The sequence below is a fragment of the Rhodococcus sp. 27YEA6 genome (assembly GCF_044908235.1).
GTDB lineage: Bacteria > Actinomycetota > Actinomycetes > Mycobacteriales > Mycobacteriaceae > Rhodococcus_F > Rhodococcus_F qingshengii.
The window spans coordinates 1-21,864 of sequence record NZ_JBIYCY010000026.1; the positions used below are offsets into that span (position 1 = coordinate 1).

22 protein-coding genes are annotated in these 21,864 nt (G+C 60.7%); 15 read left to right on the forward strand and 7 right to left on the reverse strand.

Annotation, left to right across the window (positions count from 1 at the left end):
- Positions 1–413: 413 nt before the first annotated feature.
- The 3 genes from ABH939_RS31055 to ABH939_RS31065 form a co-directional block, all read right to left on the reverse strand.
- Positions 414–746, reverse strand: a complete 333-nt coding sequence (locus ABH939_RS31055; protein WP_125053376.1) for a cupin domain-containing protein — start codon at positions 744–746, stop codon at positions 414–416.
- Positions 747–862: 116 nt separating this feature from the next.
- Complete coding sequence (locus tag ABH939_RS31060; RefSeq protein ID WP_241064944.1) at positions 863–1,552, reverse strand: hypothetical protein; 690 nt, start codon at positions 1,550–1,552, stop codon at positions 863–865.
- A 177-nt stretch (positions 1,553–1,729) separates the two neighbouring features.
- Positions 1,730–2,425, reverse strand: coding sequence for a metalloregulator ArsR/SmtB family transcription factor (locus tag ABH939_RS31065; protein WP_125053380.1), 696 nt, complete (start codon positions 2,423–2,425; stop codon positions 1,730–1,732).
- 60 nt (positions 2,426–2,485) lie between these two features.
- Here ABH939_RS31065 and fdxA point away from each other — a divergent pair, with 60 nt between their 5' ends.
- The 8 genes from fdxA (at position 2,486) to ABH939_RS31105 (ending at position 8,896) form a co-directional block, all read left to right on the forward strand.
- On the forward strand, positions 2,486–2,875 hold the full coding sequence (gene fdxA / locus ABH939_RS31070; protein ID WP_241064943.1) for a ferredoxin: 390 nt from the start codon (positions 2,486–2,488) through the stop codon (positions 2,873–2,875).
- Complete coding sequence (ctaD, locus tag ABH939_RS31075) at positions 2,872–4,617, forward strand: cytochrome c oxidase subunit I (protein ID WP_241064942.1); 1,746 nt, start codon at positions 2,872–2,874, stop codon at positions 4,615–4,617. The genes fdxA and ctaD overlap by 4 nt, the downstream gene beginning before the upstream one ends.
- The gene (locus ABH939_RS31080) at positions 4,614–5,060 is read left to right on the forward strand and encodes a hypothetical protein (protein WP_024488065.1); all 447 of its coding nucleotides are present in this window, start codon (positions 4,614–4,616) and stop codon (positions 5,058–5,060) included. Before ctaD ends, ABH939_RS31080 begins: the two co-directional genes overlap by 4 nt.
- 30 nt (positions 5,061–5,090) lie before the next feature.
- A complete protein-coding gene (locus ABH939_RS31085; protein WP_024488064.1) occupies positions 5,091–5,501 on the forward strand; it encodes a DUF952 domain-containing protein in 411 nt (136 codons plus the stop codon).
- A gap of 1,099 nt (positions 5,502–6,600) precedes the next feature.
- On the forward strand, positions 6,601–6,837 hold the full coding sequence (locus ABH939_RS31090) for a hypothetical protein (RefSeq protein WP_024488063.1): 237 nt from the start codon (positions 6,601–6,603) through the stop codon (positions 6,835–6,837).
- 174 nt (positions 6,838–7,011) lie between these two features.
- The gene (locus tag ABH939_RS31095) at positions 7,012–7,461 is read left to right on the forward strand and encodes an Rrf2 family transcriptional regulator (protein WP_060939846.1); all 450 of its coding nucleotides are present in this window, start codon (positions 7,012–7,014) and stop codon (positions 7,459–7,461) included.
- A gap of 32 nt (positions 7,462–7,493) precedes the next feature.
- Positions 7,494–8,687 carry a globin domain-containing protein gene (locus ABH939_RS31100; protein ID WP_241064941.1) on the forward strand — a complete coding sequence of 398 codons (1,194 nt, stop codon included), beginning with the start codon at positions 7,494–7,496 and terminating at the stop codon, positions 8,685–8,687.
- A gap of 11 nt (positions 8,688–8,698) precedes the next feature.
- On the forward strand, positions 8,699–8,896 hold the full coding sequence (locus ABH939_RS31105; RefSeq protein ID WP_024488094.1) for a hypothetical protein: 198 nt from the start codon (positions 8,699–8,701) through the stop codon (positions 8,894–8,896).
- A 39-nt stretch (positions 8,897–8,935) separates the two neighbouring features.
- Here the strand turns inward: ABH939_RS31105 and ABH939_RS31110 are convergent, their stop codons facing one another.
- Positions 8,936–9,349, reverse strand: coding sequence for a VOC family protein (locus ABH939_RS31110; RefSeq protein ID WP_024488095.1), 414 nt, complete (start codon positions 9,347–9,349; stop codon positions 8,936–8,938).
- A 430-nt stretch (positions 9,350–9,779) separates the two neighbouring features.
- Between ABH939_RS31110 and ABH939_RS31115 the strand changes: the two genes are divergently transcribed.
- Positions 9,780–10,418 (forward strand): hypothetical protein, encoded by a 639-nt coding sequence (locus tag ABH939_RS31115; RefSeq protein WP_024488096.1) that lies wholly within the window; start codon positions 9,780–9,782, stop codon positions 10,416–10,418.
- A gap of 425 nt (positions 10,419–10,843) precedes the next feature.
- Entirely contained in the window at positions 10,844–11,065 is a 222-nt protein-coding gene (locus ABH939_RS31120; RefSeq protein WP_241064940.1) for a hypothetical protein, read from the forward strand.
- Positions 11,066–11,471: 406 nt separating this feature from the next.
- On the opposite strand, the gene ABH939_RS31125 is transcribed toward ABH939_RS31120, so the two are convergent.
- Complete coding sequence (locus ABH939_RS31125) at positions 11,472–11,822, reverse strand: hypothetical protein (RefSeq protein ID WP_241064939.1); 351 nt, start codon at positions 11,820–11,822, stop codon at positions 11,472–11,474.
- Between the two features lie 554 nt (positions 11,823–12,376).
- Between ABH939_RS31125 and ABH939_RS31130 the strand changes: the two genes are divergently transcribed.
- The 3 genes from ABH939_RS31130 to ABH939_RS31140 are packed head-to-tail and all read left to right on the forward strand — an operon-like array spanning position 12,377 to position 18,443.
- Positions 12,377–14,122 (forward strand): N-6 DNA methylase, encoded by a 1,746-nt coding sequence (locus tag ABH939_RS31130; RefSeq protein WP_404650646.1) that lies wholly within the window; start codon positions 12,377–12,379, stop codon positions 14,120–14,122.
- Entirely contained in the window at positions 14,119–15,324 is a 1,206-nt protein-coding gene (locus tag ABH939_RS31135) for a restriction endonuclease subunit S (RefSeq protein WP_404650647.1), read from the forward strand. Before ABH939_RS31130 ends, ABH939_RS31135 begins: the two co-directional genes overlap by 4 nt.
- Entirely contained in the window at positions 15,321–18,443 is a 3,123-nt protein-coding gene (locus ABH939_RS31140; protein WP_404650649.1) for a type I restriction endonuclease subunit R, read from the forward strand. The genes ABH939_RS31135 and ABH939_RS31140 overlap by 4 nt, the downstream gene beginning before the upstream one ends.
- A 648-nt stretch (positions 18,444–19,091) precedes the next feature.
- Here ABH939_RS31140 and ABH939_RS31145 read toward each other — a convergent pair.
- Complete coding sequence (locus tag ABH939_RS31145) at positions 19,092–19,460, reverse strand: hypothetical protein (protein WP_244891515.1); 369 nt, start codon at positions 19,458–19,460, stop codon at positions 19,092–19,094.
- A 296-nt stretch (positions 19,461–19,756) separates the two neighbouring features.
- On the reverse strand, positions 19,757–20,242 hold the full coding sequence (locus ABH939_RS31150; RefSeq protein WP_064074484.1) for a hypothetical protein: 486 nt from the start codon (positions 20,240–20,242) through the stop codon (positions 19,757–19,759).
- Between the two features lie 658 nt (positions 20,243–20,900).
- On the opposite strand from ABH939_RS31150, the gene ABH939_RS31155 reads away from it, so the two are divergent.
- Complete coding sequence (locus tag ABH939_RS31155) at positions 20,901–21,518, forward strand: bifunctional 2-polyprenyl-6-hydroxyphenol methylase/3-demethylubiquinol 3-O-methyltransferase UbiG (protein WP_182262004.1); 618 nt, start codon at positions 20,901–20,903, stop codon at positions 21,516–21,518.
- Positions 21,515–21,862 (forward strand): DsrE family protein, encoded by a 348-nt coding sequence (locus ABH939_RS31160; protein WP_006898207.1) that lies wholly within the window; start codon positions 21,515–21,517, stop codon positions 21,860–21,862. The genes ABH939_RS31155 and ABH939_RS31160 overlap by 4 nt, the downstream gene beginning before the upstream one ends.
- The last annotated feature ends 2 nt before the right edge of the window (positions 21,863–21,864 follow it).

Consider the following 21,864-nt stretch of genomic DNA (forward strand, 5'->3'; position numbering starts at 1 on the left):
ACTGGCACAATCACAGGCGGCTGCATGGTCACTGCGGCGACATCCCGCCAGCAGAGTACGAGAAGACGTTCTACGCTACTGAGCAGGGTGAGCAGGCCTTGGTTGAAATCAAATAGCCAGAGCCTCCATCAGACCCAGGGCGATTCAGTTTCAGCGCATCAAGCAGGGCAGAGTTAAATGGGGCAGACATGCCGCCGACAGCGGACTCCGAGGAATCAGTGGCGATCGGATCTTTGGTCTCGAAACGGTTCAATGCATTTACCTAACAGGACGATTGCCATCGACACATAGAAGTACCGCGAACCGTGCACGCGGGTGATGCGGGGCACAGCTCGCGACCGGAGCATGGTCGATGACGAAGCAGAGTAAGACATGACGGTCGTATCAGTGGCCGTGAAGAACTGGTCGATACTTCAGATTGCTTTAGCGACCGTCAGTAGTACGCACGAGGCCTCCAGCGCTTCGAGAGAATGTCGAGCATTCGGGACGATCAACAGATCGCCGGATGATCCTTCCCACGCGTTTTCGGCTGCGCACAGGCGTACCCGGCCGGTGAGGACATAGACGGTCGCTTCCCCAGGGTTCTCGTGCTCGTCGAGTTTTTGCCCCTCTGCCAGCGCGATGACGGTTTGACGCAGGACGTGTTCATGGCCGCCGTACACGGTACGAGCGCTACGGCCACTCTTCGACCTTCCCGCCTTGTCGGCGAGTTGGCGAGCGAGCGCTGTCAATGACATCTTTTCCACGATGTTCGCTTTCTTTACGTTTATGCGGTGCTGGCCAGGGATTTCACTCGTTCTCGACTGGTCCGGCCATGAGGAGGTTCCTCAGTTGGTTCATGGGCATTTCGGAGGGCGTTGAATCAGGGCTGCTGCGGCGGGGGTGGGGGGTGATCTCGTGCGGTGAGGAACTTGGCGGGGTCACTGCCGGCGCGGGCGCCGCTATCTAACCATCGGGCGAATCCCCTTGGATCTCGGCGTTCGATTTCGTCGAGATAAGCCTCGCGGGTACGCGCGAGGTGCAGGGCGTCCGTGACCGAGGGCGATGTCGAGGGATCGCTCTTCAGGGCGGGAAAGCTCATTCGCCAACATCGGCACAGGGCTTCGTCCGAGAGTTGACTGCAGTCCGGCAATGGAAGAAGCGGCACATCGACGGGGCGTGGGTGGATGAGTGGACTCCTCGGCGAGCGCGGCGGTGACTGTGTGAACTCGACTCTGTCGCGAAGATAGCGGCATACCGGAGCAGAGGTGATGGCCATCAGCAGTATCAACGGTAGGGCAGGAGCGCCGGCGAGGGTGATCAATCCGATGACAGTGACCACTCCTGCCGCCCACGTAGCGCCGTCTCGTAGCGCAATCGCAAGGAGATTTCGCGGTGGTGGGGTAGTACGACGTGTGATCGGTCGCAGCCAGGGTGAACCCCCTCCGATCAGCACTGCGGCAATCACCGCCGATACCAGAACGTCGGTTTGGACGGTGACGGCTGCGGCGATCCCCCCTGAAGCGGCCAGGATGACCGCGGTAATCCACCAGATCATGCGATAGATGCTCATGAGATGTAATCCGTTGTGGTGAGGAAGTTTCCGGCTGTTCATTTCTCGATGCGGTCCGCCGAAACGGGGAACATCTTCGATCGCGCGAGCACGTCAGTGGTCCAGCAATGCATGAGGGAGGGGAATGTGACTGTGCGAGTTCGATATTGATAGACACCGGCTGTATGTACCTGGGCATCATTGCCGCTCCAGTTGCGCGAGACACGTATGCACGGTGTCCCAGGGGGTGAGCGTGCTCTTGATCTGACGTGCGCCGAGTCGTGTCAGAACGCCGCGTATCAGACCGAGATGTAAGGAGCAGACAACGGAGGGGTTCTGTCGGGCGACGCTTTCGAACGGACAGGCGTGCAATCGGATACGCGTTCGGGAAGTCAAGGATTCGAGTTCCGGATCGAACCCCATCTCCGCGAACAAGGTGGTGACGACGACCGCCGCATCTTCTGCGGATCGACCGATTCCGGAGGTTTCGCCGAGATCGTCCAGCGCCCACTGCCGACCCGCAGCCTCGGCGAGCTGTTCCGGATCACCGTCCGCGTGGCGTGCGAAGTGCGCCGCCAAAACGTGGGCCAACTTTTCGTATCCGGAGGTGATGCCGAATCCTGACCCGAGTGGATTCTGTGCCCGGTAAAGCTGGCGCGGACGCCCTCGGATGACGTTGCGCTCGGTCTCCTTCGCGATCAGACCGACCTCGATCAACGCGTTCAGGTGGAACCGAACTGTGCTCACATGCAGGCCGCACAGATCCGCCAGTTCGGTGGCGGTCATCGATTCCGCGGCAGCCCGCAATGCATCCAACAGTTGAACTCGCCGCCCAGACGCCAGCACTGCATGGGTGCCGGCGCGCGCAGAACCGGTTCCCTTTCGTATCGCCATACTGTAATACTTTAGAGGAAAGATTTCCTTAAAAATAGGCAGTGCCCCCGGAGGTCGCTCATGACATACGTGATCGCAGCACCATGTATCGACGTGTTGGACCGGGGGTGCGTCGAGGAATGCCCGGTGGACTGCATCTACGAAGGAGCGCGGTCGCTCTACATCCACCCCGACGAATGCATCGACTGCGGCGCGTGCGAACCGGTCTGCCCGGTCGAGGCCATCTCGTACGAATCCGACGTCCCCGCCCGCTGGGAAGATTTCATCGACGACAATGCCCGCTTCTTCCATCGGCCACTGCCCGGTGCGGCCGAGGTAGTGGGGTCGCCGGGAGGATCCGCGAAGCTTGGTCGCGTAGGTGTCGATACGGAGCTGGTAGGCGGGCATCCGCACTCGAACCAATCGGATATCGGACCGCGATCCCCCGTGCGTAGTGAGGACGAATCATGACTCCTGTCGTGACAGAACTCGTTCCTTCGCGGCCCTACCCGAAACGCCGGGGGCTCAAGGGCACGTTCCTCTATTCCGCTGCCACTACGACCGATCCCAAAAAGCTGGGCGTGATTTATCTGGTCACCTCGTTCGCCTTCTTCATGTTGGGCGGATTGATGGCCCTGCTGATCCGGACCGAACTCGCCGTCCCCGGTCTTCAGTTTCTCTCGAACGAGCAGTACAACCAGCTCTTCACCATGCACGGCACGATCATGTTGCTGCTCTATGCCACCCCGATCGTCTTCGGCTTCGCGAACTACATACTTCCCCTGCAGATCGGCGCACCGGATGTGGCGTTCCCGCGACTGAACGCGCTCAGCTACTGGCTGTACCTCTTCGGTGCGCTCATCACGGTATCCGGATTCCTCACCCCCGGAGGAGCCGCTGACTTCGGATGGACGGGATATACCCCGCTGACCAGTGCCCTGCATTCACCAGGTGTCGGTGGGGATCTGTGGATCATGGGCCTCGCACTGGCCGGCGTCGGGACCATCTTGGGTGGGGTCAACATGATCACCACCGTGATCTGTCTGCGTGCACCCGGGATGACGATGTTTCGGATGCCCATCTTCACGTGGAATGTCTTCATCACCATGATCCTGGTGTTGTTGGCTTTTCCTATTCTCACCGCAGCGCTGATGGGACTGCTCGTGGACCGACACTTGGGCGGGCATCTCTTCGATCCCGCCACCGGTGGTGCGATCCTGTGGCAACATCTGTTCTGGTTCTTCGGACATCCCGAGGTGTACATCGTGGCGATACCGTTCTTCGGTATCGTTTCGGAGATCTTTCCGGTCTTCTCCCGCAAGCCGATCTTCGGCTATCTCGGACTTGTCTACGCGACGATCGCCATATCGGCACTTTCTGCTGCGGTGTGGGCTCATCACATGTTTGCCACGGGAGCCGTTCTGCTGCCGTTCTTTTCGATGATGAGTTTTCTCATCGCCGTACCGACCGGGGTGAAATTCTTCAACTGGATCGGAACGATGTGGAAGGGGCAATTGACCTTCGAATCGCCGATGCTGTTCTCGATCGGATTTCTGGTGACTTTCCTTTTCGGAGGTCTGTCCGGGGTGATATTGGCGAGCCCGCCGCTCGATTTCCACGTCACCGATTCGTATTTCCTCGTCGCGCACTTCCACTACGTTCTCTTCGGGACGATCGTCTTCGCCACGTACGCCGGGATCTATTTCTGGTTCCCGAAAATAACCGGACGATTCATGAACGAACGACTCGGTAGGTGGCATTTCTGGACGACCTTCGTCGGTTTCCACACAACCTTTCTGGTGCAACATTGGCTCGGCGCCGAAGGCATGCCGCGGCGGTATGCCGACTACCTACCCTCGGACGGATTCACCACCTTGAACTCGATCTCCACGATCGGTTCATTTGTTCTCGGAGCGTCACTGCTGCCGTTCGTGTGGAACGTGTTCACGTCCTACCGATACGGAGAGGTCGTGACGGTCGACGATCCGTGGGGCTACGGAAATTCGCTCGAATGGGCAACGAGCTGTCCGCCGCCGCGGCACAACTTCACCGAACTGCCTCGGATCCGCTCCGAGCGTCCCGCGTTCGAACTGCATTACCCGCACATGGTCGAACGGATGAGGACCGAAGAACATGCAGCTAGAAGGAAGATTTCCACAGCCGTAGTGGAAGGACCGAACTCGATCCCGTCCAGTGAGGCCGATGACCTATGACCGAAGCGGCACGCTACGCGCAATTAATCTTGCCGGTCTTTTGGCTCGGGATGGTCGCTGCGATTTCCTTCCTGGAAGCACCGATCAAGTTTCGCGCTCCAGGAGTGAGCCTGGCCATCGGGCTCGGGATCGGCCGAAAGGTCTTCACCGCACTGAACGCCGTGGAGTTGGTTCTGACACTGGTACTGGCGGCATCCTGCATCGTCGCGAAACCTGACACACCCGCGTTGACGTTCTTCGTGCTGGCCGCGATGGTGCTCATTGTTCAGGTTGCGGCGATCCGGCCACTCCTGGGTAAACGCTCCGACCGAATCCTCGCCGGAGAAGACCTACCGCGTTCGAAGATACATCTGGTGTACATCGCTTTCGAGTTGGTGAAGGTTGTGTTGTTGATCAGCGTGATCATTTCCCTGTTCGCGTTGTTGTCCGCATGTCTTCACTGATACCCGGACCATTTCGATGAAAGGTTTCCGATGAACGAATGCATTTTTCACGTAGCCCTTGCTGATGACTGGGAGGGCGCTCAACGATTCGGAGAATATGAAGGATCAACCCGCGCAAAGACTCTCGATCAGGTTGGCTTCGTCCACGCTGCCACTGCAGGGGATCTCGAGCATGTTCTCGCGACAGTGTACGGGGACCTTCGACTTCCACTGGTAGTGGTGGTTGTCGATCAGGATGCTCTCCTTGCAGCGGGGGTCTCGATCAGGTGGGACGAGCGCAACCCATCACCTCCTGGTGCAGACACGCGGGTTCACCGGATCTTGGGAGCAATACCGTTGGATCCGGACATCGTCCTCGATGTTCTCCCGATCGAGGAAGTCGGCGGGGAATGGCTTGTTCCCGACGTGTCCGCATATACGCTCCGAGATACGTCCCGGTAGTCAAAAAATCATGTAAGCGGACTTTGCGGCTAATAGTGGTGAGCAGGGTCAGGTCATCGAACATTTTTTGCGCACCGACCTCTCGCCGGTGTCGCTTACAGCGTTTGGATGTGACCGATGGTCGACTCCACCGATCCGCCTGCACTACCGAGAGCGGACCCATGGCACGCGGAAACTACTGTGGCATAAAGATTCCGCACACAATTGTGCCCCGGTCGCAGACGTCGTCAACCCTGTCACGTGGGCAGGTTCGGTGCCGTATGCCGCCGGCATCGCACCTCGTATGCGCATCGGCCACAGCAAAGTGGTTCAACCTGCCCTGGCTGCTCCTGATCGGATTCGCCGTCCTGATCGCGGCGGTGGCTGCGGCACAGCACTTACGTGGGTTGTCGTCGGTGCAGGTGTTCGTCGAACAGCACCGCGGAGTCGCGAGGTCAGCCCAGGGGAAACGTCTGCCCTTCCCACATGGTTGGGTGCGCAGCAATTTCTCAATCTGTTTCTGATGGTCTTCATCATCCGGTCGGGCATACAGATTCTCACCGACCACCCTCGGCTGTACTGGACCCGGCACAGCGCTCCTGGTCGGGAGTGGTTTCATATCTAAAAGCCTGTGCCTGCCGATCCCTTGTGGACAGCGCGCGACGGACCGAACCGTGCAACATGGGGCCGATGCCTACACGTGCGATCTCGAGCTCGACTGTGGATAAGTCGCTCGACGCAAAAGTGTACGACGGTCTTCGGCGGCAGACCGATTCCAGATCGAGTCCCCCATACCCGTTACACCGTCGACAGTTGCCGTTTGGGTGCGATGTACGGTGAGCGAACCGTCGATAGCTTGAGGTTAGCGAAAATCCGGATTGTACTGTTACGGTAAGTTACTTGAAAGTTGTTCGTTCTTCATGAGGTCGGGGCCGAATGGAGCTCCACCTGCAATGAAACTATGTAGCACAGCGCTTTTCCGGAACGAAAGTCCCTGTACATTATTTGTTCGTCGTTGCGTTCGACGCATCGAGCTGTCTCACCGAGATCCGATCGATGCTTGCGGGATCATTGCAGCACCGTTCCGTACGGCCGCAATCAGCGTTAAGACGGTGGCACCATGACGAGCAGATGTCGGCGCGAAGCCGCATTGCTCGCCGTGTTTCTAGCACAATTCGAACCCGTAGCCGGGGGACAGAAACCGACCGTCACTCGCCTCACCGCCCGTGAGATCGACCAGTGGCGAGAGGACTACGAGCAAGCGGTGCAATGGTCAACTGCAACGAGTTTCAGCACGAACGACGTCGCCAACCTCAAGGAAATGCGTCGACGGTACGGTTTTACCTCCGCCCTCTGAGAGTGCACTACGGGACGATGTGCTCGACTCGACCTTTCGGCAACGAACCAATTTTGCACGGTCGGTGCCGCTTCACAGCGTTCTCGACCATGTCGACGTGGTGCGTTGGGCCTTCGTTTGAGATCCCCCTCACATAAATAGTCATCTCAGATGCGAATTATGTAGGTTCGGGTCATGCAGCTGACGCAGTTCACCGATCTGGGATTGCGCGTCGTCATGCGGTTGGCCGTACTCGACGCCGATGCCTCCCCCAGTACCCGGGTAATTGCGCAGCAGCTCAACGTGTCGTACTCCCATGCCACCAAGGTGGTTACGCGGCTCGGCGAGTTGGGCATCGTCACAACCAGGCGTGGTCGCGGCGGTGGGCTTTCCATCACCGAACTCGGCCGCACCGCCACCATCGGCTGGCTGGCCAGACGCCTCGAAGGGTCGGGTGAAGTCGTCGACTGCGAAGGCGACAAACCGTGCCCACTGCGCGGCGGCTGCCTCCTTCGGAGCGCTTTGCGAGAAGCGCAGGAAGCGTTTTTCGTCTCGCTCGACGCGGTCACGATCGAAGACGTCATCCGGCAGCCGTCCAAAACTGTTCTGCTTCGCCTCACCACTCGGAGCGACGAAGCAAGCTGATCAACGTCAATTTCGACCGAACGGAGCAGCTCATGCTTTCCCCACAGTCAACCGAGGTCATTCGCGCCACCCTTCCCGTGGTCGGCGCCGCCATCGGCGATATCACAACCCTGTTCTACCGCACGATGTTCGACGCACACCCCGAACTCGAACGTGATCTGTTCAATCGCGGCAACCAGAAACAGGGTGAACAGCAGAAGGCACTCGCGGGCGCTATCGCGGCATTCGCAACGCTTCAGCTCGAACCCGACAGCGCCAAGGTTGATCTCATCCTTTCTCGTATCGCTCACAAGCACGCGTCGTTGGGCATCACCCCTGACCAGTACGCAATCGTGCACGAACACCTCTTCGCCGCAATCGTCGAAATACTCGGCGATGCAGTCACTCCCGACGTCGCGGCAGCATGGGACGAGGTCTACTGGCTGATGGCCGAAACCCTCATCACGATGGAGCGAGGCCTCTACCAGCTCGCCGGCGTCGATACCGGTGACGTCTGGCGGACGGTTCGAATCACCGAACGGGTATTGCAGTCCGCCGATACCGTGTCACTGACACTCGCCTCACTCGACGGCAGCGTTCTCCCCACCTTCGCTCCCGGACAGTACCTTTCGGTCGGCGTGGTGCTTCCAGACGGCGCTCGCCAGATACGTCAATACAGCCTCTGTTCCGTGCCGAGCAGCGCGGGCTGGCGGATCAGTGTGAAGCGAATCTCGGGAACTCCCGACGGCGAGGTGTCGAACTTCCTCTACAACAACGCGTTCGAAGGTTCCGAGCTGTCGGTAACCACACCGTTCGGCGATCTGATGATGCCTGACGACGACTCACCATTGCTCCTCGCGTCGGCCGGAATCGGTTGCACACCGATGATCGGCATGCTCAATCATCTCGTGGACACCGGCGCCGAGCGTTCGGTCTCAGTCATTCATGCTGACCGATCGATTGCGGATCATGCGCACCGCGCAGAACTCAGCACACTCGTCGAGAAGATTCCCGCCGCAACCCTGCACCGTTGGTACGAGGATCTCGGCACGCACGTGGCGTTCGGATCTGTTCACGAAGGACGGGCGGATTTGCAAGACATTGCAGTGGAGTCCGATACCCAAGCCTTCCTCTGCGGGCCGATGCCGTTCATGTTGGCGATGCGCGCATCGTTGCTCGAACGGGACGTCCCGCCGCAGAATATCCACTACGAGGTCTTCGGACCGGACAGCTGGGCCAATACCTGAGCGGAGCCGACATGACGGAAGACCCACCGGTGGAAACTCTTTCGCGGTGGTCGGATTCGGGAGCGACGTGGCGTGTTCTACGGCGCACCTCCACATCGATCACGGTCTCACTACGGCGCTGCGACGGGGGCGAGGAAGTTGAGCGTCTGACCTCATCCGATCCCGACCTCCTGGAGTGGATCGGTGACCGTGTGAGCAGCGAGGACTGACGTGTCCAACGCACCGCTACCTGCGGTGCGTTGAGCACGTCATCCGTGGAATCGTTGTGCGATCAGCTCTCGGGGTAGTTTCTCTGGGCCCGGGTAGGCGACGATGACACGTATACCGTCAGGGTCGCAGCCATCGACGAAAGTCACTCCACCGACTACCTGGGTGAAGGTAGAGGCATCGTATGCGCGTAGTCGTTCACTGATCCGCGCCAATTCTTCTTCGGTATCAGCGGACCACATGACGTAGTGGACGCCGATGTTGCTCATGTTGCGCCGCGATGCGCCCTGTTGGACATACATGTAGATCTGGAAATCATCCGGCGTCAGAAGGAGCGCCGCCTCGCGTTCACGCAAGGCGACACGGCAGGAAAATACGTCGCAGTAGTAGCTCACCGACCGATCCAGGTTGGCTACTTGCATCACCGACGAGGCAACTTTGGCGGCAGCACACATTTTTCTCTCCTACTCCCGAACAAGCCAGAGGCCTTCACAGTACCGTCGCACTCGGTGTATTGGCTTTCTCTGTGGCGCGAAGTCCGCATGCACCAGAATTCGCCGCTGACGTCGATGACCGTTCGCCAACTCCCGCTCCGTGGTGACCCGCCCGGACGGTCGTCAGTACCAGCCAGGCGGGCCGAGTACACCCGACCTGGGAGAGTCGGGCGCACGATCAGGGATCGGCCCACCGGACGTGTGTGACGACCTCCCGGAGAACCCCATCCGTCACCGTCTCGGAACTAGAGACGACGCGGAAAACGAATGTAGCGCACACAGTTCCACTGATCTACCACTGCCTGCGACTTACCACGGTCACGTCCCTCCCACAGTTCGGCCGATCTAAACTCACCAGAACAATTAAAGCCACACCCTCACAGGAGCAGCGATGAGTCCCCGGCCCACCTGGCTCCACACCCGATCCACCGAACTTCGGGCCGCACTCCTCGATCTCGGGCTCACGATCACCGACACCGAAGCCCGGAAAATCCTCGACGACAAACTCACCGAATACGCGACCCTGATGAGAGTCACCCGCCAGACCGCACAGCGTGACTTCACCGACGAACGCCTCCTCGCGTTCGCACAGTCCCTCGCGGTGTCACTCTACGACGAAGCCCCCGGCGCCGACCTGATCGAATTCGAACGCAGCATCTCCATGCCCGTCGCTGCCGTCGGTCTGACCACCGCGGCGCTGGCCGAAGCCTTGAAAGTCGCGCACGTCAACCTCGACGACAAAGAAGCCCTCGCAGGCCTGTCGCTACTGTCGACTCTCGGTATGATCACCGCCGACGCCAATGCTTTCTTCGTCCCGACCCCGCGTCCTCTGCTCTTGCGCATCGCGCGCTATCTCGACGGCGCCGCGACATCCGTCACCGACGGTGCGAACCTGCCCGACGGCCTCGACGACACCCACAGACAGCACTTCGCGGACGTCCTCGCCCAGGACGCCGACGGAATCCGGGCTCTCGCCAACACCGAAGACGGCGACACCCCGCGACTGTGGCGCACCCCCAACCCGCGCTGACCGCCGGTGCAGCGAAACATAGTCGATGCGCTGAAACCTGCGGGACGGCTCGCCCGCCGATAGACCAGGGGTGGCTACCGGCGGAGCGTTCGCCATGCCCGTTGGGGACCGGGTGATGCCGCCCCCGAAAATTTACGTGCCACCCACCTCGGTTACCAGTCTTCGCACAGTTACAGCTACTTGAGCATTGAACTATCGAGGGGAGTGCCTCGCCGCCTGCAGGTGAACCGGTACCGAGTTAGTTCATCGCACCCATGAGTCGCCTTCACTTATCTCCCGCGTACCGACCGGTTAGCAATGACGCAGTAACATCACCATTTGGTGCGCTGCTTTCCGCCTCGGTTCCAGCGCACCACCCGATACCACCGCACAGGCAGTCACCCCTTTCACTCGGCCTGCATGAGCCACACGTGCAGGAGCGACGCATGACCTCCCCTGACGAGCGTCTGACCGCCAAACTCGAACAACTCCCCATCAGCGACGACGCCCCCATGTGTTCACTCCTGCGCACAACGCTGCTCGCACACGCTCAACACGGCAGCGACATCACCGAGCCCACCCTGCTCGGGCTGCTCGCCATCACCGGCGCCCTCGAAGAACGCCTCACCCGACTCGAAGCCACGATTCAGCCCTCCCCCACACCATGACGGCACCACCGCCTCGCATCGACCGACGAAAGCGCGTCCGAAAATTCCTCGGAGCGAGGTCAGAAATTGCCGTTATCCTCGGCTGCATCCTCTTCGCCCTCGTCATCGTCTGGTGGGCAGCCTGAAAAAAACTTCTCTGTCGAAAAGACAAGGTCTGTGGGTTATTCGACATAGATTGTCGACACCAGTTCTCGACACCGCTCCCTCAGTACGAACTGGGGATATACATGCTTCACAGAAGCGTCGAATACCGATCGATTTTCGACTGGCGGTGGCGGATTCTGGTTCCTTCGCAATCAACAATCCACAACGAGGCAAAGCACAACCGCTGGGACAATCGGGTGCAGCCTGCACTGGTTGAGAGCACCGTTTCCACAGTTAATCTTCATCTCGACTGAGCTGTCGACTAGTTCCAGAAGTTGTCTTCGCCGCGGTCCGCGAGATCACCATGCATGATCAAGTACTTCTGATTCTCGCTGGCGATCATGTCGAACGCTGCGGTCGCGGTCATGCCGTCGACAGCCATCAGAACCATCCGGCGAGCAAGAGCGTTTGCAGCGTCCTGATCTGCATTATCGAGCCAACCGAGCTGCAGAGCTTGTTTGTCGTCCGTCCACAGAACACCCAGGTGCGGAATCCGCTGCCAACGACCCTCGCCCTCGGGCACTCCATCGAAACGTCGACCGACAGTCACGTTCTTCAGGGGGTAGTCGATCAGAAACTTGTTGCTCCGTCGTCGGTGCGGTTGCTTGTCCATCGTTGCGTCCTCTCGGTGGTTAAGATTTCGATCGTGTCAACGAGGGATCGGCCCAGGGCGGGTACGACAAATATGCCACCTTCTCGGGCATAGGGAGCAGAGAGGCCAGGACGATCCGAGCGGGTGCCGGCACATGATGTCGTCGAAGATGCGGTCCGCGCTGAAATGTTGTGCCATCCTGCGTCCCTCGCGGGGTCTCATAAGTCGTCCCATTGAACAACGGCTAGACGCCAGTTTTGGTACGCACTTCTGAGACGGGGCGAGCTGGGGCCAACACCCGATCCCGCACACGAACGAGTGGGTGTCTCAATTCCAAAGAAAATGAGACATACTCTTCCGAATATCCAAAACCGCGATGTAAGGAACATTCACGGCGAGGAAGCCGACCACGACGGATCTGCTGACCTCGTGGGACGCAAGGGTGTCGCGATACGCAATGATGCTCTTGCGACGCGCCGACTGCTGCAGACTGTGTGCCGCCTGTTCGGACGGCATGCACAGACTCGTGCTGGGCGTCCAATATTCGTCGTTGAGTGAGTTTCGTAAGGAGCATTGTGAGCACCCTCGGTAGCTTCATCTGGTCGATCGCCGACCAACTTCGGGGTCCCTACCGTCCCAACCAGTACGGCAACGTGATCCTCCCGCTCACAATCCTGCGCCGCCTCGACTGCATCATCGAGCCCGACCGGGACACGATGCGCGAGCTTGCGGCGAAGTACGACAACCCCAACCGGCTCAAGATCGAGGTCAAGAAGGCCACTGGGCGGCCGTTCTACAACACCTCGAACTACTCCTTCGCCAACCTCCTCAAGGACGCCGACGGGCTGGCGGACAACCTGGCCGACTACATCGACCGGTTCTCACCCGACGTCGACGTGTTCGAGTACTTCGACTTCAAGAAGGAGATCCTCGCCCTCGAGAAAGCGGAGCTCCTTCGCGAGGTCATCACGTCCTTCAAGGCCATCGACCTGCACCCGGACGTCGTCTCCAACGCCGACATGGGCGATGCGTTCGAGTACATCATCCGCAAGTTCAACGAGGCCGCGAACGAGACCTCCGGAGACCACTACACCCCGCGGGACGCGATCCGGCTCCTGGTCGACCTGCTGTTCGCTGAGAAGGACGCCGACCTGACCGAGGCCGGCATCATCCGCACCCTATACGACCCCACCGCAGGAACAGGCGGCATGCTCGCCCTGGCCGAGGAGCACCTCCTCGGCCAGAACCCCGACGCGAAGCTGAACCTGTACGGCCAGGAATACAACGGGCAGTCGTACGCGATCTGCAAGTCCGACCTGCTCGCCAAGGGCCACGACGCGACCAACATCGCTTTCGGCAACACTCTCACAGAGGACGCGTTCAAGGACAGAAAGTTCGACTACTGCATGTCGAACCCGCCATACGGCGTCGACTGGAAGCAGTACGCCAAGGCGGTCACGAAGGAACGCGACGAAGCGGGCCCCTACGGCCGATTCGCCCCCGGCCTCCCGGCGACCTCGGACGGGCAGATGCTCTTCCTGCTCCACCTGGCCCACAAGATGCGCGCCCCCGAAGACGGCGGCGGCCGCGTCGGCATTGTCATGAACGGCTCACCGCTCTTCAACGGCGCCGCCGAGTCCGGCCCCTCCAACATCCGTAAGTGGCTACTGGAGAACGACCTGGTCGAAGCGATCGTCGCACTGCCGACCAACATGTTCTTCAATACCGGGATCGCCACCTACATCTGGATCCTCGACAACACCAAACATGCCGACCGCAAGGGCGTGGTACAGCTCATCGACGGTACTTCGTTCTGGACCAAGATGCGCAAGAACCTCGGCTCCAAGGGCCGCGAGATCAGCGACGCCGACCGCGCCGAGGTCGTGAAGCTGTATGCCGACTTCACTGACGCCGATCCCGACTACTCCAAGGTGCTGAGCAACGACGAGTTCGGCTACTGGACCATCACCGTCGAGCGCCCCCTCATCGACGAGTCCGGCACCCCCGTCATTGACCGCAAGGGCAAGTCGAAGCCGGACGCCAAGAAGCGTGACACCGAGAACCTCCCCTTCACCTACGGTGGCTCTAGTACCGGTGCCGCGGGCAAGCTTGAGGTCATCCAGGCATACTTCGACGCTGAGGTGAAACCCCACGTTCCCGACGCTTGGATCGACTGGACCAAGGTCAAGACCGGATACGAGATCCCCTTCACCCGCCACTTCTACAAGTACGTCCCGCCTCGCCCCCTCACTGAGATCGACGCTGACCTGGAAAAGCAGGTCGCCAAGATCCTCGACCTGTTGCGGGAGGTGGAAGGATGATGAACGACGCTTGGCGCGCCACGCGACTGAAGTACGTGACGGATGTCAATACAGTGGTGCTCCCTGAGCAAACAGACGACAATTTCGAGTTCGTGTACATCGACATCGGCAACGTGACGCAGGGATCGATGAACACGAATGACGCGCCAATTAGGTTCTCCGACGCACCCTCACGTGCCCGTCGGTTGGCAAATCCTGGCGATACTGTCGTCTCGACGGTAAGAACCTATTTGCGTGCTGTCGCGACTGTGTCATCACATAGCGAACCGTTGGTCTTCTCGACCGGCTTTGCCGTGCTGAGTCCGCGCGATGAAGTTCATCCGCGATTCCTGTCCTGGTATCTCCAGGGCGATGAGTTCGTGTCGAGGATCGAGGCCAACTCGACCGGTGTCTCTTATCCAGCAATAACCGCGACTCAACTCACAGCGCTCGACCTTCGATTGCCGCCGTACGAAGAGCAGCGAGTCATCGCCGATTATCTCGACTGCGAGATCGCCCGCATCGACCTGCTCGTCCAGGAGCAGCAGTGCCTAATCGAGATGCTCCGCGAGCGGCGTCGCTCGGTCGCTTCCGATCTATTAGGCGACCGAGTCGGGAAGGGTACGCGTTTGAAATGGCTTTTCGATGAACTGGATCACCGGGCGGGAGTGGAAGCTGACAGACTGCCGTTGATGTCGGTGTCCATCTCGTGGGGGGTACGTCGTCGAGACGAGGTCACCAAGGAAGACAGCAGGGCCGAAGACCTCTCGAACTACAAGATCTGTCGGCAGGGCGATTTGGTTATCAACCGGATGCGCGCGTTTCAGGGGGCCCTCGGGCTCGCCCAAGAGAACGGACTGGTGAGCCCCGATTACGCGGTTATCCGGGCGAAAACCGGGGTCGATGACGAGTGGATGTCTACGGTAATGAAGTCTGACGCATTTGTCAGTGAAATGCGTCAGCGAGTCAAAGGCATCGGTAGCACAGACCTTGGCAACGCCCGGACTCCTCGGATCAACGTCCGCGACCTCGGGGAGATCCGTATCGATCTGCCCGAGGTCGAACAGCAAATATTGGAGGTCCGGCAGCAAAACACCCAGACCGCCAAGATCGACACGCTGATCGCAGAGTCGGAGCGGTTCGTTGAATTATCACGTGAGCGGCGTGCCGCACTGATAACAGCGGCAGTGACGGGACAGATCGACGTGCGGGAGATGGTATGACGGCCGATCACAACGAGGTCGTCTTCGAGTCCGAGATCTGTGCGTACCTGGAGTCCCACGGGTGGTTGTACTCGTCAAACGATGCCGGCTATGACAGGGAGCGGGCACTGTTCCCTGAGGACCTGTCCGCGTGGCTTCAGGAGACCCAGCAGGCGCCATACGAGAAGTCGTTGAAGGCGGCAGGGTCGCAGGCGAAGTTCCTCGACGTGCTGACCGCAGCGCTCGACAAGCCTCTCGAGCATGGCGGTGGGACGCTGAACATCCTGCGTAACGGGGTGCAGTACATCGGCGGTGGCCGGTTGAAGATGGCACAGTTCCGCCCCGAAACCAGACTGAACGCGACCATCAACGAGCAGTACGCGGCGATGCGGGTGCGGGTGATGCGGCAGGTGCATTTCTCCACCGCCGACCAACGCAGTATTGACCTGGTCTTCTTCGTCAACGGAATCCCGGTCGCCACTGTGGAGCTGAAGACCGACTTCACCCAGTCTGTTGACGAGGCGATCAACCAATACCGCAAGGACCGGAATCCGCTGACCAACGGGCGCACGGAGCCGCTGCTGTCATTCGGGCACCGAGCACTGGTCCACTTCGCGGTCTCCAACGATCTGGCCGCGATGACCACCCGACTAGAGGGCGAGAAGACACACTTTTTGCCGTTCAACATGGGGCACAAGGGGGGCGCGGGAAACCCCCCGGCCGAGGGCGGGCAGTCCGCGACGGCGTACCTGTGGGAGCGAGTCTGGGACAAGGACGCCTGGCTCACCATCATCGGCCGGCTGATGATCGTGGAAACCAAGCAGGAATGGGATGTCGCGACAGGGACATCGGTGCGGCGCACGAGCATGCTCTTCCCTCGGTTCCACCAGTGGGAAGCCGTGACGAACGTCGTGGCCGCCGTGCGCGAGGAGGGAGTGGGGCAACGCTACCTGATCGAACACTCGGCAGGATCGGGAAAGACGAACACCATCGCCTGGACCGCACACCGGCTCGCGCGGCTGCACGTGGACGACAAGAAGGTCTTCGACTCGGTGATCGTGGTCGTGGACCGCACTGTGCTCGACGGGCAGCTCCAAGACGCAATCCGGCAGATCGACGGGTCGGGGAAGATCGTGGCCACGATCAGCCCGGAGGATGTCCGCAAGGCGGGGGCGAAGTCGAAATCCGGGCTGCTGGCAACCGCGTTGAAGAGCGGGGAGCTGATCATCGCGGTGACGGTGCAGACCTTCCCGTTCGCCCTCGACGAGATCCGGAAGGATTCGTCGCTGAAGGGGCGGCGGTTCGCGGTGATCGCCGACGAGGCACACTCCTCACAGTCCGGCCAGATCTCCTCCAAGCTCAAAGCCGTCCTGACCGCGGAAGAGGTCAAGGAAATCGAGGAAGGCGGTGAGGTCGACGTCGAGGCGATCCTGGCCTCGGAAATGACCGAGCGGGCCGAGTCGGCGAACATCTCCTACCTCGCATTCACCGCGACGCCGAAGAACAAGACCCTCGAGCTCTTCGGCCGCAAGGGTCCCGACAACAAGCCGGTCGAGTTCCATCTCTACTCGATGCGCCAGGCGATCGAGGAGGGCTACATCCTCGACGTGCTCAAGGGCTACCAGACCTACGACACCGCGCTGAAGATCGCCGGCAAGGCCGAGAGCGGCGACGGTGGTGAGGTGGAGGAGGCCGCGGCACGGAAGGGTTTGATGCGGTGGGTAAAGCTGCACCCGACCAACATCAGCCAGAAGGTGCAGATCATCGTCGAGCACTTCCATACCAACGTCGCCCACCTGCTCGAGGGCAAGGCGAAGGCGATGGTCGTGACCGATGGGCGCAAGGCCGCGGTGAAGTACAAGAAGGCGATCGACGCCTACATCGCCAAGCGGGCCGCCGAGGACGCCTCATACAACTACCGCACGCTGGTCGCGTTCTCCGGCTCGGTGACGATGGACGAGGACGAGCAGTGGGCGTCGGAGTGGGGGCCGCAGCCGAGCAAGGACGACGAGTTCACCGAGGCCAACCTGAACCCCGGCGCCGGCTCGGACTTGGCCGCCGCGTTCAAGGGTACGACGTACAAGATCATGCTGGTCGCCAACAAGTTTCAGACTGGTTTCGATCAGCCGCTGCTCTCGGCGATGTACGTCGACAAGAAGCTCTCCGGGGTCACCACCGTGCAGACGCTCTCCCGGCTCAACCGCACCCATCGCACCGCGAGCGGGGAGCAGAAGCGCAAGACGTTCGTCATCGATTTCGTGAACAAACCCGACGCCATCCGGACCGATTTCGAGCCGTACTTCACGGGCGCCACCCTGGAAACCGAGACCGACCCGTACGTCGTCGTCCACCTCGCCACCAAGCTCGCCCAGGCCGGGATCTACACACCGGAGCAGGTGCGCGAGGTCGCTGAACTGTGGGTCACCCGCAAAGGCAACAACGCGCTCTCCGCCGCGATCAGCCCGGCCAAGCACGACTTCGCGCGCCGCTACGCGGCGGCGATCGAGGCCGACGACAAAGTCACCCTCAACACCCTCGACCTGTTCCGCAAGGACGTCTCCACCTACGTCCGGCTCTACGACTTCATGAGCCAGATCGTCGACTACGGCGACCCGTACATGGAGATGCTGTCAATCTTCCTGCGGCTACTGGACAAGGTAATCGCAGACTCGTCCTGGGCCGCAGAGATCGACCTCTCCGACGTGGTCCTAGTTGGGGTCAAGCACAACAAGGCGACGGCGGTCGACATCTCGCTGACCGGCGACGGCCAACTCACGGGTATCAGCGCCGCCGGCACCGGCACCCGGAAGGAGCCGAAGTACGTTGCCCTGCAGGTCGTCATCGACAAGATGAACGACCTCTTCGGTGCCGAAGCGTTCACCGAGTCCCAGGTCCGCGAGTTCGTGCAGGGGCTGGTTGAGCGACTACTCGTGTACCCGGACCTGGTCAACCAGACCAAGGTCAACTCGAAGAAGCAATTCATGGAGTCACAGGACTTCCAGTCGGCGGTCGTCGAGGCGGTCGTCGACAATCAGGAGGCTCACAACACCATGGCCGACTACTTCTTCAGCGACGGCCCCGCCATCGGTGCTGTCATCATCGCGCTCGCGGACGCCTTCTACGAAGCAGCGATCGAATAACAGGCGGCCGTCTGAGCGCCCGGCTCCGGAAGGGGACGTGCGGGTGCTCGACTGGCCCACTGACATCCGCGACCACGGCCAGGTTCGGGCAGCGGTTGCCGCGAGCCGCCGACGCTGTTGTGAGTAACCTTGGCAGACAACGCTGTTCAGCCTCCCTGACCCGTTACGCACACGGTCCGTCTCGCTATCGGGAAGCTGGATCGTCCGATCTCTGCCAGCGGTTCACCTGACATAAGGGACGGTTATCGGACTTGACGGGACTACGAAAGAGCCCTCGGCCCCCACCGGGCGGGCGTGGCGTGCCGCCCCGGGCACGGTGAGGCTGGGAAACAAGAACGGCGAACCTCTCTTTGTAGCCAGCGGATGTGCGATGGCGGTTTCTACATATACCGTTGATCGGTTAGCGACAGAAGCGATGTCGTCACCAAACACGAGAGGTCTCGGCCCGTATCTCATCGAGTTCTTTCCCTGGCTCCAGGCGCCCGACAACTACTTCCGGAGTCGTCGGCACCCGGGCAAGTAGAGCGTAAGCCCCCGACAGCGGCCGCAGTCGGGGGTTCACGCTTGCGTGTTCGCTTCCGGCGCAGCGGATAACCCCCAACCTTCCGAGGGAACGCGGGGTGTCGGCCGGATTCGGGAGACTCCGGCCTATTCGCCCTCCATCACCGGTTCAGGTTGCTGGCCGTGCCGTCGACGCCATAGGTTGCCCATGTCGTCGGCGAACTGGAGATCGACCCGTACTTCGGCCGCTCCGGGGGCGCTGTACAACACCTCAGCTGACTGGTCTCGCGAGATCACCTGCGGGTATTTGTCGACCATCTGCTGTTGCGCGTTCTGAAGAAGCGCGGAGAGGCCGGGGACACTCATGATGTGATCCGAGAACATCCCACCATAGGAACCGAGGTTCGTCGGCACACCGAAAATCCCCGGCGGGTACATCGAGTTAGCGCGGGAGCCGATGGCATCAAGTGTTCCGCTCATCACGCCCGACAGCATCTCGCGGGAGAGCCCCTGCACTGAGATCTTCCCCTTCGCCGGGTGACACGCACCCTCCAGTCCGTTGCCGTCCCCATCAACGGCATACACATCGACTTCGAGGTCCGTAATCGGACCCGAACTCGCGTTGTTTACAGCGACGGTCCATAAACCCTGACCGATAGGCACCGGCTTGACTGACGCCGTTACTGCGCGGATGCGGCCGCCGCTGTTACCCGTCTCCGTCGCGCCGACCGAATAGTACGTGTTGTTATCCCGGCCAGCGATGACGTTGCGCTGGGTCGAGGTGAAGTTGTGCGCGGAAGCAGACCAACCGTCTATTGCTCCCGCGCCCAGGTAGGGTGGGGCGACTCCTGAAGGGCACGCGCTGCGACTCGGCCGATCCGCAGATCGCCAGCAGCTGCGATGTCCTCGGCGACAACACCACTCCCGCCGTCGACGGCCACATCTTTGACCTCGATGTCGCCTCCAACCGATGCGCGGCGAATCACTACGCCGATGGTGGCAGGCAACTCGGGAGCCTGCTCCTCGACGGCTGCCAGGAGAGCTTGCGCGAGACCCAGAAGATCGACGTCGTCGCCAGCACCCGCCTGATCCAGTTTCTTCGCAAGGAGTGCGCGGCGGAGTTCTTCCTCTGGCTCCTGCTCCAGCCCCTCGACCTCCGCGGTCACGGAGCTGTACCGGTTCGTAATCCAGCCCTTCACGGCCGTGTACGCGTCGCCGATTGCCTGTTTCGTGGTCTCACGTGCGCCGTCCGACGCACCGAGTGCGATCGCCGCGACTACTAGGGTTACGGGTTCCATCAACCACCTCACAGGGATGTGGTCCTGCACGGTGCCGGACCACGCCCAAATCTAGCGGCCGATGCCGACAATCGCGGGCGCCGAACGTGTATTCCGCTCGAGGACAACTAAACCCGGGGCCCCTGAAGCAAGTGGCAGGACGGTTAGACCATTCAGTGTAAGCGAGCCCTCCCCAGAGTTGCCCGAATCTTCGACATAGCAAAGGTGCATGAATAAGCAGCGTACGGTTCAGCCTGCGAACGATTTACTCCTCATCAACTGTTCCTGTACTGACCTCACTCGCCAATCGCGGAGGCTTACCGGTTCAAGGCAAACGCACTCAGAGCCCTCCTGCCGGTTTCGGTGTGCGTTTTGACCATCGTCATACCGGACGATCACAAACGCGCTTCTGTGTGAAATTTGTCAGTTTCAGAAGAGAGCAGCACGATTTCGAGAGTTCACTGCACTGATGCGGTTAAACGTACTCTGTCAGAGTCCAAGTTCAGGACATTCGATTCCGGGCTCGTACACTGCGATGGTTTTGTGCGCGGACCTTTTTCTACCCTCAGGTCCGACATAGTCACGGTCATTTCAGAAATTGCGCACCACCAATTACCCCTGGGGGTACTCTGGCGGATTCGAGTACTACCCGGCCCGTGTTTTGGAGGAATGTGCGTAGATGGATTCATCTGAGTGGGATGCGCGTTACAGCAGCGTCGAGCATCCGTGGGGCTCGGCCCCGGCGGCTGCCCTGTCTGCGCGGTTCGCGGAGCTGACGCCGGGCCGGGCGATCGACCTGGGCTGCGGAGACGGCCGCCACGCTCGATGGTTGGCCGACGCGGGCTGGACAGTGCGCGCTGTCGACTTTTCTTCTGTGGCAATCGAATTGGCACGCAGCGGCGGCGAGGATCGGGCGATCGACTACACCGTCGCCGACGCCCGGACCTGGGAACCATCCGAACCGGTGGATCTGGTGGCCATCGGCTTCCTGCATCTACCGGTCGACGAGTTGGTCGCCGTCATTGCCGGTGCAGCGAGTTGGCTCGCACCGAGCGGACGGTTGCTGTATCTCGGCCATGCGCTCGAGAACTTCACTCACGGTATCGGGGGCCCACCCGATCCGTCGATCCTGCCCGCCATCGACGACCTCGCCCGCGCCGCGAGCGGACTGCAGGTCCGCGAACTGGGACACCTGGTCCGCCCGGTCGGCGAGGGTCGGGCCATCGATGTCCTTCTCCACGCACAGCCCTGGGGCACCGCAGCTCACCGCGATCTGAAGAACGGAACCTTCACGTGACCGATCATCCCACTCCCCTGCGCGTGGTGTTCGCGGTGAACACCACACCCACCGCCGTGGTGCGAGCGATCCACAACCTTCTCGATGCTGCGACAGAGCCGGTGACGATCGAAGTCGTGTGCTTCGGACCGGGCCTCGATGCGGCCTTGCGCTGTTCGGATATCTCCCTGGAGATGCGGGCGTTGATCGACTCTGCCTCCATCACGGTGAAAGCATGCCGCAACAGTCTGGAGGGCAGAGGGCTCGGTGACGACGATCTGCTGATGGGTGTCGAAATGGTTCCCGCTGCAGTGCTCCATCTCGCTCGACGTCAGCGAGATGGATGGTCACAGCTCTACACCTGACG

Excerpts from the sequence above, each read along its gene's own strand:
- ABH939_RS31060 (WP_241064944.1), bottom strand. The coding sequence starts at position 1,552 with ATGAGCATCTATCGCATGATCTGGTGGATTACCGCGGTCATCCTGGCC.
- ABH939_RS31065 (WP_125053380.1), bottom strand. The coding sequence starts at position 2,425 with ATGGCGATACGAAAGGGAACCGGTTCTGCGCGCGCCGGCACCCATGCA.
- fdxA (WP_241064943.1), top strand. The coding sequence starts at position 2,486 with ATGACATACGTGATCGCAGCACCATGTATCGACGTGTTGGACCGGGGG.
- ctaD (WP_241064942.1), top strand. The coding sequence starts at position 2,872 with ATGACTCCTGTCGTGACAGAACTCGTTCCTTCGCGGCCCTACCCGAAA.
- ABH939_RS31080 (WP_024488065.1), top strand. The coding sequence starts at position 4,614 with ATGACCGAAGCGGCACGCTACGCGCAATTAATCTTGCCGGTCTTTTGG.
- ABH939_RS31085 (WP_024488064.1), top strand. The coding sequence starts at position 5,091 with ATGAACGAATGCATTTTTCACGTAGCCCTTGCTGATGACTGGGAGGGC.
- ABH939_RS31090 (WP_024488063.1), top strand. The coding sequence starts at position 6,601 with ATGACGAGCAGATGTCGGCGCGAAGCCGCATTGCTCGCCGTGTTTCTA.
- ABH939_RS31095 (WP_060939846.1), top strand. The coding sequence starts at position 7,012 with ATGCAGCTGACGCAGTTCACCGATCTGGGATTGCGCGTCGTCATGCGG.
- ABH939_RS31100 (WP_241064941.1), top strand. The coding sequence starts at position 7,494 with ATGCTTTCCCCACAGTCAACCGAGGTCATTCGCGCCACCCTTCCCGTG.
- ABH939_RS31105 (WP_024488094.1), top strand. The coding sequence starts at position 8,699 with ATGACGGAAGACCCACCGGTGGAAACTCTTTCGCGGTGGTCGGATTCG.
- ABH939_RS31110 (WP_024488095.1), bottom strand. The coding sequence starts at position 9,349 with ATGTGTGCTGCCGCCAAAGTTGCCTCGTCGGTGATGCAAGTAGCCAAC.
- ABH939_RS31115 (WP_024488096.1), top strand. The coding sequence starts at position 9,780 with ATGAGTCCCCGGCCCACCTGGCTCCACACCCGATCCACCGAACTTCGG.
- ABH939_RS31120 (WP_241064940.1), top strand. The coding sequence starts at position 10,844 with ATGACCTCCCCTGACGAGCGTCTGACCGCCAAACTCGAACAACTCCCC.
- ABH939_RS31125 (WP_241064939.1), bottom strand. The coding sequence starts at position 11,822 with ATGGACAAGCAACCGCACCGACGACGGAGCAACAAGTTTCTGATCGAC.
- ABH939_RS31135 (WP_404650647.1), top strand. The coding sequence starts at position 14,119 with ATGATGAACGACGCTTGGCGCGCCACGCGACTGAAGTACGTGACGGAT.
- ABH939_RS31140 (WP_404650649.1), top strand. The coding sequence starts at position 15,321 with ATGACGGCCGATCACAACGAGGTCGTCTTCGAGTCCGAGATCTGTGCG.
- ABH939_RS31150 (WP_064074484.1), bottom strand. The coding sequence starts at position 20,242 with ATGGAACCCGTAACCCTAGTAGTCGCGGCGATCGCACTCGGTGCGTCG.
- ABH939_RS31155 (WP_182262004.1), top strand. The coding sequence starts at position 20,901 with ATGGATTCATCTGAGTGGGATGCGCGTTACAGCAGCGTCGAGCATCCG.